Annotated in this window: 13 protein-coding genes; 9 read left to right on the forward strand and 4 right to left on the reverse strand. The window is 64.7% G+C overall.

Annotated features, from left to right (window positions below):
• Nucleotides 1-1671: a urocanate hydratase gene (gene hutU, locus ACVIIV_RS17815; protein ID WP_456745316.1), complete on the forward strand. Its 1671-nt coding sequence runs from the start codon at nt 1-3 to the stop codon at nt 1669-1671.
• Between the two features lie 5 nt (nt 1672-1676).
• On the opposite strand, the gene ACVIIV_RS17820 is transcribed toward hutU, so the two are convergent.
• Nucleotides 1677-2297, reverse strand: coding sequence for a TetR/AcrR family transcriptional regulator (locus tag ACVIIV_RS17820; protein ID WP_456745317.1), 621 nt, complete (start codon nt 2295-2297; stop codon nt 1677-1679).
• Nucleotides 2298-2552: 255 nt separating this feature from the next.
• Between ACVIIV_RS17820 and ACVIIV_RS17825 the strand changes: the two genes are divergently transcribed.
• From ACVIIV_RS17825 to ACVIIV_RS17860, 8 genes are read left to right on the forward strand one after another with little or no spacing between them, the layout of a single operon-like run.
• Nucleotides 2553-3413 carry an FAD binding domain-containing protein gene (locus tag ACVIIV_RS17825; RefSeq protein ID WP_456748763.1) on the forward strand — a complete coding sequence of 287 codons (861 nt, stop codon included), beginning with the start codon at nt 2553-2555 and terminating at the stop codon, nt 3411-3413.
• Nucleotides 3410-3934 (forward strand): (2Fe-2S)-binding protein, encoded by a 525-nt coding sequence (locus ACVIIV_RS17830; protein WP_456745318.1) that lies wholly within the window; start codon nt 3410-3412, stop codon nt 3932-3934. Before ACVIIV_RS17825 ends, ACVIIV_RS17830 begins: the two co-directional genes overlap by 4 nt.
• Nucleotides 3931-6306, forward strand: a complete 2376-nt coding sequence (locus tag ACVIIV_RS17835; protein WP_456745319.1) for a xanthine dehydrogenase family protein molybdopterin-binding subunit — start codon at nt 3931-3933, stop codon at nt 6304-6306. Before ACVIIV_RS17830 ends, ACVIIV_RS17835 begins: the two co-directional genes overlap by 4 nt.
• 23 nt (nt 6307-6329) lie before the next feature.
• Complete coding sequence (locus tag ACVIIV_RS17840; RefSeq protein ID WP_456745320.1) at nt 6330-7571, forward strand: ABC transporter substrate-binding protein; 1242 nt, start codon at nt 6330-6332, stop codon at nt 7569-7571.
• A gap of 11 nt (nt 7572-7582) precedes the next feature.
• The gene (locus ACVIIV_RS17845) at nt 7583-8458 is read left to right on the forward strand and encodes a branched-chain amino acid ABC transporter permease (protein ID WP_456745321.1); all 876 of its coding nucleotides are present in this window, start codon (nt 7583-7585) and stop codon (nt 8456-8458) included.
• Nucleotides 8455-9453, forward strand: coding sequence for a branched-chain amino acid ABC transporter permease (locus ACVIIV_RS17850; protein ID WP_456745322.1), 999 nt, complete (start codon nt 8455-8457; stop codon nt 9451-9453). The genes ACVIIV_RS17845 and ACVIIV_RS17850 overlap by 4 nt, the downstream gene beginning before the upstream one ends.
• On the forward strand, nt 9450-10205 hold the full coding sequence (locus tag ACVIIV_RS17855) for an ABC transporter ATP-binding protein (RefSeq protein ID WP_456745323.1): 756 nt from the start codon (nt 9450-9452) through the stop codon (nt 10203-10205). Before ACVIIV_RS17850 ends, ACVIIV_RS17855 begins: the two co-directional genes overlap by 4 nt.
• Nucleotides 10198-10917, forward strand: coding sequence for an ABC transporter ATP-binding protein (locus ACVIIV_RS17860; RefSeq protein ID WP_456745324.1), 720 nt, complete (start codon nt 10198-10200; stop codon nt 10915-10917). The genes ACVIIV_RS17855 and ACVIIV_RS17860 overlap by 8 nt, the downstream gene beginning before the upstream one ends.
• Before the next feature lie 99 nt (nt 10918-11016).
• Here ACVIIV_RS17860 and ACVIIV_RS17865 read toward each other — a convergent pair whose 3' ends face one another.
• The 3 genes from ACVIIV_RS17865 to ACVIIV_RS17875 all read right to left on the reverse strand — a co-directional run bounded on the left by ACVIIV_RS17865 (nt 11017) and on the right by ACVIIV_RS17875 (nt 14919).
• The gene (locus tag ACVIIV_RS17865; RefSeq protein WP_456745325.1) at nt 11017-13026 is read right to left on the reverse strand and encodes a putative bifunctional diguanylate cyclase/phosphodiesterase; all 2010 of its coding nucleotides are present in this window, start codon (nt 13024-13026) and stop codon (nt 11017-11019) included.
• A 295-nt stretch (nt 13027-13321) separates the two neighbouring features.
• Nucleotides 13322-13606 (reverse strand): TonB-dependent receptor plug domain-containing protein, encoded by a 285-nt coding sequence (locus tag ACVIIV_RS17870; RefSeq protein WP_456745326.1) that lies wholly within the window; start codon nt 13604-13606, stop codon nt 13322-13324.
• A 62-nt stretch (nt 13607-13668) separates the two neighbouring features.
• Nucleotides 13669-14919: a hypothetical protein gene (locus ACVIIV_RS17875; protein WP_456745327.1), complete on the reverse strand. Its 1251-nt coding sequence runs from the start codon at nt 14917-14919 to the stop codon at nt 13669-13671.
• Between the last annotated feature and the right edge of the window lie 167 nt (nt 14920-15086).

Consider the following 15086-nt stretch of genomic DNA (forward strand, 5'->3'; position numbering starts at 1 on the left):
ATGAACCGCCGACTGGACAATGACCGCACCATCCGCGCGCCCCGCGGCAGCGACATCAGCGCCAAGAGCTGGTTGACGGAAGCGCCTTTGCGCATGCTGATGAACAATCTCGATCCTGATGTCGCGGAGCGCCCGAGCGAGCTCGTCGTCTATGGCGGTATCGGCCGCGCCGCGCGCGACTGGGAAAGCTTCGACCGCATCGTTGCGGCGCTGCGCAAGCTGGAAGCCGACCAGACGCTGCTGGTGCAGTCCGGCAAGCCGGTCGGCGTGTTTCGGACCCATGCGGACGCGCCGCGTGTGCTGATCGCGAACTCGAACATCGTGCCGCATTGGGCGACGCTCGATCATTTCAACGAGCTCGATCGTCAGGGCCTGATGATGTACGGCCAGATGACGGCGGGCTCCTGGATCTATATCGGCAGCCAGGGCATCGTGCAGGGCACGTACGAGACCTTCGCCGAGGTCGGCCGTCGCCACTATGGCGGCAGCCTTGCCGGTAAATGGATTCTCACGGCCGGCTTGGGAGGCATGGGCGGTGCGCAGCCGCTGGCCGCGACCATGGCCGGTGCCTCGATGCTCGCGGTCGAATGCCAGCCCAGCCGCATTGAGATGCGCTTGCGCACCGGCTATCTCGATCGCCAGGCCGCAACGCTCGACGAGGCGCTCGCGATGATGACGGAGGCCGCGAAGACGAAGAAGGCGGTCTCGGTCGGCCTGCTCGGCAATGCTGCGGAGATTTTCCCGGAGCTGGTGCGCCGCGGCGTCAAACCGGACATCGTCACCGATCAGACCAGCGCGCATGATCCGATCAATGGGTACTTGCCGAAGGGCTGGACGCTTGCTGAGTGGGAGGCGAAGCGCGAGTCCGATCCGAAATCGGTCGAGCGTGCCTCGAAGATGTCGATGGTCGAGCACGTCCAGGCTATGTTGGATTTCCACGCGCAGGGCATCCCGACGCTCGACTACGGCAACAACATCCGTCAGATGGCGCAGGACATGGGCCTGAAGAACGCGTTCGATTTCCCGGGCTTCGTGCCCGCCTATATCCGCCCGCTGTTCTGCCGCGGTGTCGGGCCGTTCCGCTGGGCCGCGCTCTCGGGTGATCCCGAGGACATCTTCAAGACAGATGCCAGGGTCAAGGAGCTGATGCCTGACGACAAGCATCTGCACAATTGGCTCGACATGGCCAAGGAGCGCATCAAGTTCCAGGGCCTGCCGGCGCGGATCTGCTGGGTCGGCCTCGGCGACCGCCATCGCCTCGGCCTCGCGTTCAATGAGATGGTGGCGCGCGGCGAGTTGAAGGCTCCGATCGTGATCGGCCGCGATCATCTCGACAGCGGCTCGGTGGCGAGCCCCAACCGCGAGACCGAGGCGATGAAGGACGGATCGGATGCGGTGTCCGATTGGCCGCTGCTGAACGCACTGCTCAATTGCGCCAGCGGTGCGACCTGGGTCTCTCTGCACCATGGCGGCGGCGTCGGCATCGGCTATTCGCAGCATGCCGGCATGGTGATCGTCGCCGACGGTACGCCGGAAGCGGCCAAGCGTATTGAGCGCGTGCTCTGGAATGACCCCGCCAGCGGCGTCATGCGCCATGCCGACGCGGGTTACGACATCGCGATCGACTGCGCCCGCGACAAGGGGCTCGATCTGCCGAGCCTTTCGAAGTAGCGCCCTCAGTCGCTTCCTAGCAGCTTCGGCATCGTCGCCTTGGCGCCGTCCATGAAAGTCTGGACGGCATCGCGGACGATGGCGTCGAGGTCTGATGGGATCGGGGTCGCGTAGATGAACTTGCGAATGGCGAGATAGAAGATGCGGCCGTGCAGGCCCCAGAACAATTCGGTCTCGCGTTCACTCAGTGGGTGAGCTTTTGCGTCGGGCAGCTTCAGCTCACAGCGCAGCTCGGCCGCCGCCGGCTCGATGATCTCGCGGCGGACGATATCGAGATAGCGGCTGGTGATGCCGAACGACTTCATGCCGGAGAAGACGAAGATCCGCACCCAATTGTACTCGAACACGCGTTCGACATAATCGAGATAGAAACGCGTGAGCCTGACCTCCAGCGGCACGGTTCGGTCGCGGATCATCGGAGCCCAATCGGGCGACCAGCGGCTGAGATAGACCTCCTGATAGACGCGCTCGATCAGCGCTTCCTTGCTCGGGAAGTGGCGATAGATCGCCGAATGCGTGATGCCCATGCGCTTGGCGAGCTCGCGGGTCTGGCCCTCGAAGCCGTGCTCGGCGAAGAAGCGGATCGCTTCCTCCACGATCGCGCGTTCTCGGTCCGCCGCACGCATGTTGCGGCGCTTTGGCGCAGACTTGCTGCCTGTCTCGGTCCGCTTGCGGACCAGTCGCTTCGCCGTTTTCTGCGCTTTTCGGGCCATTTCGTCGCTGAATCGCACGTATCGTCGCCTTCATAGCCCAAGCTACATTTGTGACCAAATGGTCATTTCCTGTTGACCATCCCTTGGCGGCGTGTCAGGATTTTGAGACCAGATGGTTACAAATCTGGCATCCCGGCTGATGGGCCGATGGATCTTGAGGAAACGGCAGTGAAGGCCAAGGCTTTCAGCTATTTTCGTGCTGCGACGATCGACCAGGCGCTGGATGCTCATGCGCGCGCCGGGGACGAGGCGCGCTTCATTGCCGGCGGCCAGAGCCTCGTGCCGGCCCTGTCGCTGCGGCTCCAGGCGCCGCGGCTGCTGATCGACATCACGCATATCGCCGAGCTGCGCGGCATCAGGCGCGAAGGCGGTCACTTGCGCATTGGTGCGCTGACGCGCCATTGCGAAATGCTGAGCGAGCCGCTGATTGCCGAGTTCGCGCCGTTGCTGCGCGCCGCGGCGCCGTTCGTTGCGCATCCGGCCATCCGCAATCGCGGCACGTTCGGCGGCAGCGTCGCGCTGGCCGATCCGGCTTCCGAGTTTCCAGCGATGACCTTGGCGCTCGACGCCGAGATCGAGATCGCGGGTCCGTCCGGCAGTCGGCGCGTGAGGGCAGATGATTTCTTCATCGACCTGTTCGAGACGGCGTTACAGCCGGGTGAGCTGATCACCGCGATCCATGTCCCGCTATTTCGGGCCGACCAGCGCTTTGCGTTCGACGAGCTGGCGCGGCGGCGCGGGGACTATGCACTGGTCGGTTGCGGCATGCTTGCGACTTTCACGAATGATCGGATCGATGACATCCGCATCTCTTTCTTTTCTGTCGGCAATACGCCGACGCGGGTGAAAGGCGCTGAGGCGGCCCTCATCGGCTTCGGCCTCGATGCGCAACGTATCGCTGCTGCGCAGGCGGCGCTCGAGGGCGATCTCACGCCGCCCGAAAGCGACGAGGTGCCGCCGGCCATGCGGCTGCATCTCGCCCGTGTGCTGCTTGGGCGCCTGCTCGGACGCCTAGGTGAGGGCGCATGAGCGGCGTTGACGAATCCCTCCGGGAAGATGCCGACGAGACAGTGCGGGTTCGCTTCGTCGTCAACGGCCGCAAGGTCGCCTGCGAGGTCGCACCGCGCGAGACGCTGGTCGATTGCCTGCGCAACGAGCTGGAGCTGACGGGCACGCATGCCGGCTGCGAAATGGGCGCCTGCGGCGCCTGCCTGGTTCAGATCGACGGCCGCGCCGTGCACTCCTGCTTGATGTTCGCGGTGCAAGCCGACGGCGCCAGCATCAATACGATCGAGGGTCTCACCGAGAGCGGGGTGATCGCCGACCTCCAGGCGGAATTCCATCGTCGCAACGCGCTGCAATGCGGCTTCTGTACGCCCGGCATGCTGGTCAACGCCCACGAGCTGCTCTCGCAGATGGCGCAGCCGAGCCGCGAGGACATTCGCGGTGCTCTATCGGGCAATTATTGCCGATGCACCGGCTATGAAGCCATTGTCGACGCCATTGATGCGGTGGCGAAGGCGCGCAGCGAAGGCGGAGGTGCGACATGAACGCGCCGTTGACCTCGCTCGATCCTCCGAATTCCTATATCGGCCGTTCCCTGCCGCGGCCGAACGCCAAGCGCCTGCTCGCGGGGCGCGGGCGCTATGTCAGCGACCTCCGCCTGCCGCGCATGCTCTATGCTGCGTTCCTGCGCAGTCCGCATGCCCACGCGAAGATCGTCTCGATCAATACCGACGAGGCGCGCGCGCTGGAAGGTGTGCATCTCGTCGCGACGGGGGCGGATCTCGCCAAGATCTGCACGCCCTGGACCGGGACACTCGATCATTTCAAGGGCATGACCTCCGCGCCGCAATTGCCGCTGCCGCTGGATCGCGTGGTCTGGGCCGGGCAGGCGGTGGTCGCCGTCGTCGCCGAGAATCGTGCGATCGCCGAGGATGCGCTGGAGCTGATCGAGATCGATTACGAGGACCTTCCCATTGTCGTCGACATCCACGGCGCACGTGAGGCCGGCAGCCCGCTGGTCAATCCCGGCAGCGCGACCAATGTGTGCTTCCGCAGCCAGCTCGACAGCGGCACCGTCGATGACGCCTTCGCGCATGCAGCCCATGTGGTGGAGGAGGAATTCTCCTTCGGCCGCCATACCGCAGTGACGCTGGAGCCTCGTGCCATCGTCGCCGACTACGATCCCGCTGCTGGCATGCTGACCGTGCATCACGGCACGCAGACGCCCTATCAGTTCCAGGACCTCTATTCGCGGCACTATGGCATACCTGAGGCCCATGTTCGCGTGATCGCGACCGACATCGGCGGCTCCTTCGGGATGAAGCTGCATGTCTATCACGAGGACATGGCTGTGGTCGGCCTCTCGATCCTGCTCGGCCGCCCCGTCAAATACGTGGCGGACCGTATCGAGTCGTTCGTCTCCGACATCCACGCCCGCGACCACCGCGTCCGCGCCCGGATGGCGCTCAACGCCGAGGGCGAGATTCTCGCGATGGACGTGCTGGATTTGACCGCGATCGGCGCGTTCTCGACCTATCCACGCACCAGCGTGGTCGAGGGCAATCAGGTGATCCGCCTGATCGGTGCGCCCTATCGGTTCAAGAGTTACCGCGCCACGCTGGAAGTGATCTTCCAGAACAAGGTGCAGACCAGCCAGTACCGTGCTGTCGGACATCCCATCGCCTGCGCCGTCACCGAGCGGATGGTTGATATGGCGGCGGCGAAGCTCGGCCTCGATCCTTTCGCCATCCGCGCGCAGAACGTGATCGCCGACGACACCTATCCGCAGACCTCGCCGACCGGCTACCGCTTCGAGGCGCTGTCGCATCAGGCGTGCCTGAAGCGCCTGCATGAGCTGATGGACTATGAGGCGCTGCGTGCCGAGCAGATGGACTTGCGCAAACGCGGCATCTACCGCGGCATCGGCGTTGCTGCCTTTGTCGAGATCACCAACCCCAGCCCGGCATTCTATGGCGTCGGCGGCGCGCGCATTTCCTCGCAGGACGGGGCGATCGTCAGCCTGACACCGTCGGGCGAGGTGCGTTGCCTGATCTCGGTCACCGAGCAGGGGCAGGGGACAGAGGCGATCATCAGCCAGATCGTGGCCGATCAGCTCGGCCTTGCGCAGGAGCACGTCAAGGTTATCACCGGAGATACCGAGGTGACGCCGCATGGCGGCGCCACCTGGGCCTGCCGCGGCGCCGGCATCGGCGGCGAGACAGCGCTCCAGGCCGCGCGCGCGCTCAAGCGCAACATTCTGGAGATCGCCGCGCTCATTCTGCAGGAGCAGCCATCCGCGCTCGACATCGTCGATGGCGAGGTCGTGGACGCTGCGACGCGCAAGCCCCGCCTGCCGATCGCCGAGATCGCGCGCATCGCCTATTTCCGCTCTGACACCTTGCCGCCCGGCACGCAGGCGCAGCTCACCGTGAGCCACCATTTCGCGCCGCAGGGCTACCCCTTTGCCTTCACCAACGGCATCCAGGGCTGCTCGCTGGAGGTGGATGTCGAGACCGGCTTCATCAGGCTCCTGAAGCATTTCATCGTCGAGGATTGCGGCCGTGTCATCAATCCGATGCTGGTGGACGAGCAGCTCCGCGGCGGTATCGTGCAGGGGCTTGGCGCGGCGCTGTTCGAGGAATGCCGCTACAGCGAGACCGGCCAACTCGTGAATGGCTCGCTCGCCGACTACCTCGTGCCGATGCCGATGGAGATGCCCGACATCGTCATCGCCCATGTCGAGACGCCGACCGCCGACACTGAGCTCGGCGCGAAGGGGGTTGGCGAGGCCGGCACGGCGGCGGCGTCCGCCTGCGTGCTCAATGCCGTCAACGATGCGCTCGCTCCGTTCGGAGCCGCCATCAATTCGATTCCGATCACGCCCGCAAAAGTCCTGAAAGCCCTGAAGCGCTTCTAGAAAAAAGACAGTTGGAGGAAATCATGCCCAAATCCGGTTCCATGCCGAAGATAACCCGCCGCACCGCGCTCGCCGGCCTCTCGGCCAGCGCGGCGCTGCTCGCCATGCCCCGACTCGGCCGCGCTGCGGATGAGACGATCCGCATCGGCTTCCCGACGCCGCTGACCGGGCCGTTCGCCGCTGAAGCGCGCGATCAGGTCAAATGCGCCGAGCTCGCGGTGAAGCTCGTCAATGACAAGGGTGGCATTGCCGGCCGCAAGGTCGAGCTGCTGGTCCGCGACGACAAGCTCAACGCCGGCGAGGCCGCGACCCGCACGCTCGAGCTGATCGAGAAGGACAAAGTCCATGCCGTGGTCGGCGCGCTCTCAAGTGCCGTGCAGCTCGCGGTCAACGAGGTCACCCGCGCCCGCGGCGTGATCTACGTCTCGATCAGCCAGTCCGACACCATCAACGAAGCCAAGGACTTCAGCAAATACACCTTTCATGAAGCGCTGAACCCGCACATGACGACATCAGCCGTGGCCCGGCAGACCATGAAGAAGGGCATGAAGGTGGCTCATCTCGTCGCCGATTATGCCTACGGTCATGAGATGCTGCGCGGCTTCAAGCGCGCACAAGCGGCGATCGGCGCGAACAATGTCGGCGAGATCCTGCACCCGTTCGGTGCGGCGGATTATTCCACCTTCATGCCGCGCCTGATGTCGATGCGGCCGGATGTGCTCTGCATTTCCAACTTCGGCCGTGACCAGGCCAATGCCATCAAGCAGGCGGTGGATTTCGGCGTCAAGCAGCAGATGAAGATCGTCGTGCCCGTCATCCTGCACAATCAACGCCTTGCCGTCGGCCCCGACGTATTCGAGGGCGTGATCGGCGGTGCCAACTACTATTGGGGTCTGGAGACGCAGAGCAAGTCTGCGGCCAGCTTCAACACGGCATTCAAGGCCGCCAATGGCGGCGCGATCCCGACCGATTATGGCGCCTACGGCTATTCCGGCGTAGGATCGTTACTGGCCGCCATGCAGGCCGCCGGCGGCACCGACACCGACAAGGTCGTCGATGCCCTGGAGAAGCTGCAATACGATTTGACCAAGGGCCCGCAGCATTACCGCAAATGCGACCACCAGTCGGTGCAGTCGGTGCTGGTGCTGGAGTCCAAGAAGAAGTCGGCCATGGCGGGCGAGAACGATCTGTTCGCGATCCTGGCCAACGACGCGGGGGCCGACGACATGCTGCGCAGCTGCAGCGAGCTCGGCCACGCCACCTAAGACTTGTGACGATGGACCTGTCGCTGATCATCATGCAGCTTCTCTCCGGGATCGCCCTTGGGGCGGTCCTGGTGATCACTGCGCTTGGGCTGACGATCGTGTTCGGCATGCTCGGGGTGGTGAATTTCGCCCACGGCGCGTTGTTCATGATCGGGGCCTATGCGGGGCTGTATCTGGCGTCGCTCACCGGGAGCTTCTGGTGGGGGCTGCTGCTCGCTCCCGTTTTGATCGGCGCCTTCGGCATGCTGATCGAGCTCGTCCTGATCCGCCGGCTCTATGGACGCTCGATCGACGATCCGCTGCTGCTCACCTTCGGTCTCAGCTACATCCTGGTCGAGGGCGTGCGCATCGTGTTCGGTAGCGACGGCATTCCGTTTCCAACGCCGCCGCAGCTGGTCGGCGTGCTCGATCTCGGCATCGGCTTCTTCCCGCGCTACCGCCTGTTCGTCATCGTGCTGGTGGCGGTGGTGCTGCTGGCGCTCTGGCTGATGCTGGAGAAGACCCGCGTCGGCCTGATCGTGCGCGCCGGCGCGCGCGATCCGACCATCATGCAGGTGCTCGGCGTCGATATCGGCCGCGTCTGGCTTGCGATCTTCGGCCTCGGTGTCGGTCTCGCCGCGCTCGGCGGCGTGCTCGCCGGTCCCATGCGCAGCGTCAATCCGGAGATGGGGTCGCTGGTGCTGGCGGAAGCCTTCGTGGTGACCGTGATCGGCGGTCTTGGCTCGATCGTCGGGGCGGTCGTCGCCGGCCTCATGGTCGGAATATCCATCAGCATGGTGGCGCTGTTCGCGCCTGAGATGGCGACCATCGTCATGTTCGCGCTGATGGCGGTGGTGCTGCTGATCCGCCCGCAAGGCCTGTTCGGTGTGAGAGGGAGGACGGCGTGACGGGACCATCGAGCGGCGAAGCGGCCGCCAGGCCTGCCTCGAGCGGGCTCGGCTGGCTTCTCGACCAGCGCGTGCTGCTCTCCATCGCTGTGCTGGCCGTGCTGCCCTGGCTGCTGCCGTCCAAGGCACTGGCCGTCAACGTCCTGATCTACGGCGTCGTGGTGATGGGCTACAACCTGCTGTTCGGCTACACCGGGCTGCTGTCATTTGGCCAGGCGGCGTTCTTCGGCGCAGGCGCCTACTTCACCGGCATCGCGATCGGCCGCTACGGCGTGCCCTGGTTCGCTGCGGTCCCGATCGCTGTACTCCTCAGCACTTGCCTCGCCGCCGCGATCGGGATCGTCTCGACCCGCACCCGCGGCATCTACTTCTCAATGGTGACGCTCGCCTTGGCGCAACTCGTCTACTACGTCGCGCTCCAGGCGGCCTCTTTCACCGGCGGTGAGAACGGCCTGCGCGGTTTCACCGTCGACCGCATCAGCCTGTTCGGCCTACAGGTCAATTTCCTCGACCCCATCAACAAATACTACGTGCTGATGGCCTTTGCGGCGCTGGCGATGTGGTTCCAGTCCCGCATCCTGAACTCGCCGTTCGGGGCCGTCATCGAGGCGATCCGCGAGAACGAGCAGCGCGCACGGGCCTGCGGCTATGACGTCGAACGCAGCAAGCTGGTCGTGTTCATGCTGTCGGGCGCGATCTCATCGCTCGGCGGCTGCATGTTGGCGCTGCATCTGTCGATCGTGCCGCTGGACATCCTGCACTACCAGACCTCCGGAATGATCGTGATGATGGTGCTGCTCGGCGGCGCCCGCAGCTTCTTCGGGCCCTTCGTTGGTGCCGCCAGCTTCCTGATCCTGGAGGACGTCATCTCGCTCTGGACGCCACATTGGCAAGTTTTCGTCGGCGCGATCTTCGTGCTGTTCGTGCTGTTCCTGCCCAAGGGTATCTGGGGAACGCTGCTCGATACCCTCGACATCGGAAAGGCGCGGCGATGAGCGGCGAATTGCTGCGCGCCGAAGGGATCGGCAAACGCTTTGGCGGCTTCGTCGCGCTCGAAGGCATCACCCTGTCCTTTGCGGCGGGACAGCTCACGTCGATCATCGGACCGAACGGCGCCGGCAAGAGCACCTTCTTCAACATCCTCTCGGGCGCGCTGACGCCGACCTCGGGCAAGCTGCATTTCAGGGGGCGCGAGCTGAATGGCCTGCCGCAGCATCGCTTCGTGCATCAGGGCATCTCGCGCTCCTACCAGATCACGAACATCTTTCCGGATCTGCCCGTCCACGAGAACGTGCGCGTGGCAGCCCAGGCCCTGATCGTGAGTTACGACATCTGGCGTAACCGCGCCCGGATGGTTGAACTGGATGCGCGGGCGGACGCCGCGCTCGACGCAGTCGGGCTGCTGGCCAGGCGGCGCGAATTGGCGAAATTCCTGTCGCACGGCCAGCAGCGCGCACTTGAGATCGCTATCGCATTGGTCTCGGAGCCGGAATTGCTGCTGCTGGACGAACCGACCGCTGGTATGGGGCCGGAAGAGACCAAGGACATGGTCGCTCTGCTGGAGCGTCTCGCCGACAAGCGCACCGTGCTCCTGGTGGAGCACAAGATGAAGATGGTGCTGGGGCTTAGCAAGCGCGTCGTCGTGCTGCATCACGGGCGCCTGCTGGCAGACGGCGCGCCCGACGAGATCAGGACCAATCCGGAAGTCCGCCGGGTCTATCTCGGACAGAGTGAAGGCTATGGCTGAGACTGCCCTGCTCGAAATCGATGATCTCCACGCCTGGTATGGCGCGAGCCATATTCTCCACGGCATTTCCCTGCACGTGGACCCGGGCGAGGTGGTCGCCCTCGTCGGCCGGAACGGCGCCGGCAAGACGACGACCTTGCGCGCGATGATGGGCCTGATGCCGAAGGCGACGGGCCGCGTCAGCTTCGCGGGCAGGGAACTGCTGCCGCTCCGCGCGCATCAGCGCTTCCATCTCGGTCTCGCTTACGTGCCCGAGGAACGCCGTATCGTGCCCGGCCTGTCCGTGCGCGAGAATTTGCGGCTCGGTCTCGTCGCGGCCGGGGGCGATATCCAGGAGCGCTCCGCGATCGACGAGATCGCCGAAACCTTCCCTCGCTTGAAGGAGCGGCTCGATCAGGAGGGCGTGACGCTCTCGGGCGGCGAGCAGCAGATGCTGGCGATCGCGCGCGCGCTGATCGCAAAGCCCAAAATGATCCTGCTCGACGAGCCTTCGGAAGGCATCATGCCGGTGCTAGTCGAGGAGATGGGCGTGCTGTTCCGCCGCCTGCGCGACGAGGGCAAGACGCTGCTGCTGGTTGAACAGAACGTCGAATGGGCGCTGCGGCTCGCCGACCGCGCCGTCATCATTGATCAGGGCGAGGTCGTGCATCAAAGCAGCGCGGCGGCGCTGCTCGCGGACAAGGACATCCAGGAGCGCTACTGCGCGGTCTGATCATAAAGCGCGATGAGATTAGATCGATCGTCATCGCGCTTTGAGTTGTTGTTTGAACATGATCTTTTCGGAAAACCGCTGCGCACTTTTGGTCATGCTTCAGGCCACGACCTTGGCCCCGCTGCCTTCGAGGCGCAGCTGTTCCTTGGCCAGATAGTCGCCAATCGCATCGCCCGGCATGGGCTTGGCGAAATAGTAGCCCTGGATGAAGTCGCACCCCAGGCGGCGCAGGCTGTCGAGCTGAGCGCGGGTCTCGACGCCCTCGACGACGCAGGCGATCTCCATGTCGTCGCATAGGCCCGCGAGCGATTTGATGATCTTGTGGCTGACGGGATTCTCGTTGATGTCGGAAACGAAGCTGCGGTCGACCTTGATCTTGTCGAGCGGCAAGCGGTGCACGTGGCTCAGCGACGAATAGCCGGTGCCGAAATCATCCAGCGAGATGCCGCAACCCATCGCCTTCAGCGTTGCGATCGATTGTTGGGCGCGTACGAAGTCGAAGGTGACGGCGGTCTCGGTGATCTCGAAGTCGATCCGGTGTGGCGGCAGTCCACTCTTCTCGATGATTGAGATCAGCGGCAAGATACCCTCTGCCGCGCAGACGTCGTGCGCGGAGAGGTTGAACGAGAGGCGGATGCGATCGGGCCATGTCTTCGCGATGGCGAGTGCACGCACCAGCAGCGCCTGGGTCAGCGGCCGGATCAGACCGATGCGCTCGGCGGCCGGAATGAAATCGGCCGGAGAGACCAGGCCGAGGCGGGCGCTGCGCCAGCGCGCCAGGACCTCGAAGCCGGCGGTATGCTCGCTCATGGCGTCGACGATCGGCTGGAACACCAAATCCATCTCGGTGCCGAAATCGGCAGTGCGCAGCAGATTCTCGATGACTCCGCGGCTGCGGATCTCGGCCTCGAGCTCGCTCGAGAAGGTCACAGTGCGGCCGCGCAGATGGCGCTTGGCGTGATAGAGCGAGTAGTCGGCGCACTCATAGAGCGCTTCCGAGGTCGTCGCGGAGTCCGGAAACGTCGCGAATCCGATCGAGCACGACAGTCCGGTATGGGCGGTGTCGAGCTGGTAAGGCAGCTTTACCTGGCCGCCGATGCGTTCGCCGAGCCGCATCAGATCCATGTCGTCGGGATCGCCGCACACGACGAGGCCGAATTCGTCGCCGCCCAGCCGGGCAAACTCCACCCGCTGCGGACCAAAGCCCTCGCAGACCTCGCGGATACGCCGGCCCGCCTCGATCAGGACGCGATCGCCGACCGAGTGGCCGTAATTGTCGTTGATCGGCTTGAAGCCGTCGAGATCGATGATGCCGACTGCGACGCGAACATTTCGGCGTTCGGCATCGGTGAAGGCGCTCGAGAGCTCGGCGAAGAAGCGGCGGCGGTTCGGCAGCTCGGTGAGGGAATCGAGATTGGCGAGGCGGAAGTTCTCATCCGAGAGCGCCTGCGTCGCCGCCTGTTGCGCGAGCAGCGACTTGCGGCTGGCGACAAGATCGGCGAAGTCGCGATAGTAGATGAACAGCACCGTCACCATCGCGCCGGAAACCAGGAGGTTGTTGACCGCGATCGCCTTCAGCGTCGGCTCGCCCGTGGCGAAGAAGAACAGCACATAGGGCACGTCGACGATCAGCGTCACGATCAACGCGGCCGAGCGCAGATGCATCAGCGAGAAGATGCAGCCGATCACCGTGACCGCCATGTAGAAGGCGACCTGGCTCTTGGCAAAGGGATCGCCGTAGGGATAGAGCGCGAAGGACCAGGCGGTGAAGCCGGCGCCGATCGGCAAGGTCAGCCAGTTGGTGGCGCGCAGGTTGCGCAGGATGTCGGCGTCGCTGCGCACGAGGCGACGCTGTCGCAGCCACCAGAAGGTCCGCAAGCCTGCGAGCACGGTCAGCACGCTTGGCACGATCATCGTCAGCCAGTCCGGCGCCACGTTCACGTAGGTGTAGGCGACGGCGATCGTGTTGCTGATGAGGATGAAGTAGAGCAGCGGGATCTGCTTGGAGAACGCGTCGAACTGCGCGCGCGTCAGATCTGGATTGTCGGCGGGAACGCGAAACAATCGTATTGCCGCGGCAAGATGAGACTTCAAATCGGCAATAGGCATTGAAATGCGAGCCCCGGATCCCCTGAAAACATGGGCGATCTTGCACGGCGCGGGTAAAGGGCGCGTTAGACCGGGTCTTGCGCGGAAGGCCAGCACAGGTTGCGTGCTACGTTAGGATCGTCCGGCCGCGTGCATTGGTGAGATCTTCGTTAAGGATATCCGGCGGCAGGGGCGTGCGTCCCTGAGACAAGTCGCCCGCAATCACCGCACCTACCGCCTGCTAACCATCGTGTCAGCCGGTGTGCCCGGTCCACCAGGGAATGGCGGCTTGTCGGTCGAATGGCGCGCGGGACGCTTAGCGTCCGATCGTCACACCGGCGGTCGAGCGCATCGCGTCCTTAAGGCTCGTCGCCTTCTTGTCGTCGAGGACCTCTCGCGTCAGCACGGTGGTTTGGCCGGGCGTGTTGAGGATCGTCTCGCCACGCGAGGACGAGAGCCGGTCGGCTTTGTAGTGCGCTGTGGCATCGACGGCGTACGCCGTTGCCGGCACGTGGTGCGGCCGCTTGCTGGACGCTGCAAAGGCGCCTTGCGAGAAGCAGAGGGCGGCGATGACGATCAATCGCAACAATGTCGCGCGCATGCGATCTCCCATATCCGGGGCGTCAGCCTAGCATATGGCGGGCATTCCCGCAGGGAAAAGGATCAGGCGAGGGCGGCCTGGCGTTCCCGCGCGGGCTCACGCACCCGGTCCGGAACTCGCGGCTCGGCGAGGCGGGTGAAGCTGCGATGGCCCGCCTGCACGGGCGCCTCGACGATGACACCCTCGCACACGATCTGGCCGCCGAGCATCCTGAATTCCAGCTTGTCGTAGCGCGGCATGGTCTCGCCGGGCGCGGGCGGCAGCAGCTCGATGCTGCCCTGGATGTTCAGCGTGGCATCGCCGGTGCCGTGAAGCCGCGGATTCCACATCCTGATGCCCGTCTCGGCCCAGCGCTGTCGGATCAGGGCGGCGCGATCAGCGGGTTCTGCGGGCTTGGCGCGAAGTTTCGGTGTGCTGCGGACCTCCGGCGCAGCAGGCGCCAAGTCCTGCTCCGGCGCGATGTCCGTGACGACGCCGGGCGTGTCGTCCGAAGAGCTCTCGGTGGTGACTGCGACGCCGGCCGGCGCAGGATTGTTCGCGAGGACCGGCTCGATCTCGATCGCGACGATGGAGGTCGGCGCGCTATCGATGCAGCTCTCGGAGAGGTCCTCCACCGGGGCTTCGCTCTCGGCAAGCGCGACACAGAATGTGTCTGCGACGGCGGGCTCGACATCAGCGGGAATGCCAGAGGAGTGATCGTCGTTGACGATGAGATCGAGGGCGTCAACCGGCACGATCGCGACGTCGACAGACACGAGCTCGGTCTCCTCGGCGACGATGGGCTCGACGTCGGCCAGAAGCTCGGGAGATGGATCGCTGCTGCTGATGATCGGCTCGGCGTCGGCCGATTCACATTCGGCCTCGACAGATGCGACTGCGGCCTGCTCGGCCTGGCCGCGCGCAATGTCCGCCGAATCTAGCGCCGGCGGATCGTTGTCGATGATGGGCTCGGGAATATCGGTCGGCTCGGGCGCGACGTCGACCGGCGAGATTGCAGCCTCCGCCACGACGATCGGCTCGGCTCCTGTCGGCGTCTCCCGCAATGAATCGTCGATGACGCTGACATCGGCCGGCGCTGCCGACAGGTTCTCCGCGACGACAGAGATCGCGGTTTCGTCCGCGGCGACCGCGTCGCCGGGCAGTGGATCGGCGCTGATGCTGATGTTCGGAGCCGGCGAAGTTTCTGCGGCGTCGACAATGAGGGCTGGCGAATTGTCTGCGGCAATCGGGGCGGCGTCGATGCTGCTGCCGCCGTGCGGCGAGGGCCGAAGCCGGGTCAACGCCCATTTCACCGCAGGAATGCGGCGCAGCAACGAATATCAGTCTCGAAAGCACAGGGAGTTGTCCAAGAGGTGCTCGGCGTGAGGCGATCGCTGATTCGTCAGCAATATGAAAAACTGCCCCGGCCGTCACACCGATGTCAATGTAGGTGGGACCAATTGCAGAACATGCGCAAGTTCAGTACGCGGGCGGCGTGGCA

This window comes from Bradyrhizobium sp. USDA 4354 (genome assembly GCF_054060315.1).

Bases quoted from the DNA above. Each gene is read 5' to 3' on its own strand.
- ACVIIV_RS17860 (WP_456745324.1), top strand. From the start codon at position 10,198: ATGGCTGAGACTGCCCTGCTCGAAATCGATGATCTCCACGCCTGGTAT.
- ACVIIV_RS17865 (WP_456745325.1), bottom strand. From the start codon at position 13,026: ATGCCTATTGCCGATTTGAAGTCTCATCTTGCCGCGGCAATACGATTG.
- ACVIIV_RS17830 (WP_456745318.1), top strand. From the start codon at position 3,410: ATGAGCGGCGTTGACGAATCCCTCCGGGAAGATGCCGACGAGACAGTG.
- ACVIIV_RS17855 (WP_456745323.1), top strand. From the start codon at position 9,450: ATGAGCGGCGAATTGCTGCGCGCCGAAGGGATCGGCAAACGCTTTGGC.
- ACVIIV_RS17870 (WP_456745326.1), bottom strand. From the start codon at position 13,606: ATGCGCGCGACATTGTTGCGATTGATCGTCATCGCCGCCCTCTGCTTC.
- ACVIIV_RS17845 (WP_456745321.1), top strand. From the start codon at position 7,583: ATGGACCTGTCGCTGATCATCATGCAGCTTCTCTCCGGGATCGCCCTT.
- ACVIIV_RS17820 (WP_456745317.1), bottom strand. From the start codon at position 2,297: ATGCGTGCGGCGGACCGAGAACGCGCGATCGTGGAGGAAGCGATCCGC.
- ACVIIV_RS17840 (WP_456745320.1), top strand. From the start codon at position 6,330: ATGCCCAAATCCGGTTCCATGCCGAAGATAACCCGCCGCACCGCGCTC.
- hutU (WP_456745316.1), top strand. From the start codon at position 1: ATGAACCGCCGACTGGACAATGACCGCACCATCCGCGCGCCCCGCGGC.
- ACVIIV_RS17835 (WP_456745319.1), top strand. From the start codon at position 3,931: ATGAACGCGCCGTTGACCTCGCTCGATCCTCCGAATTCCTATATCGGC.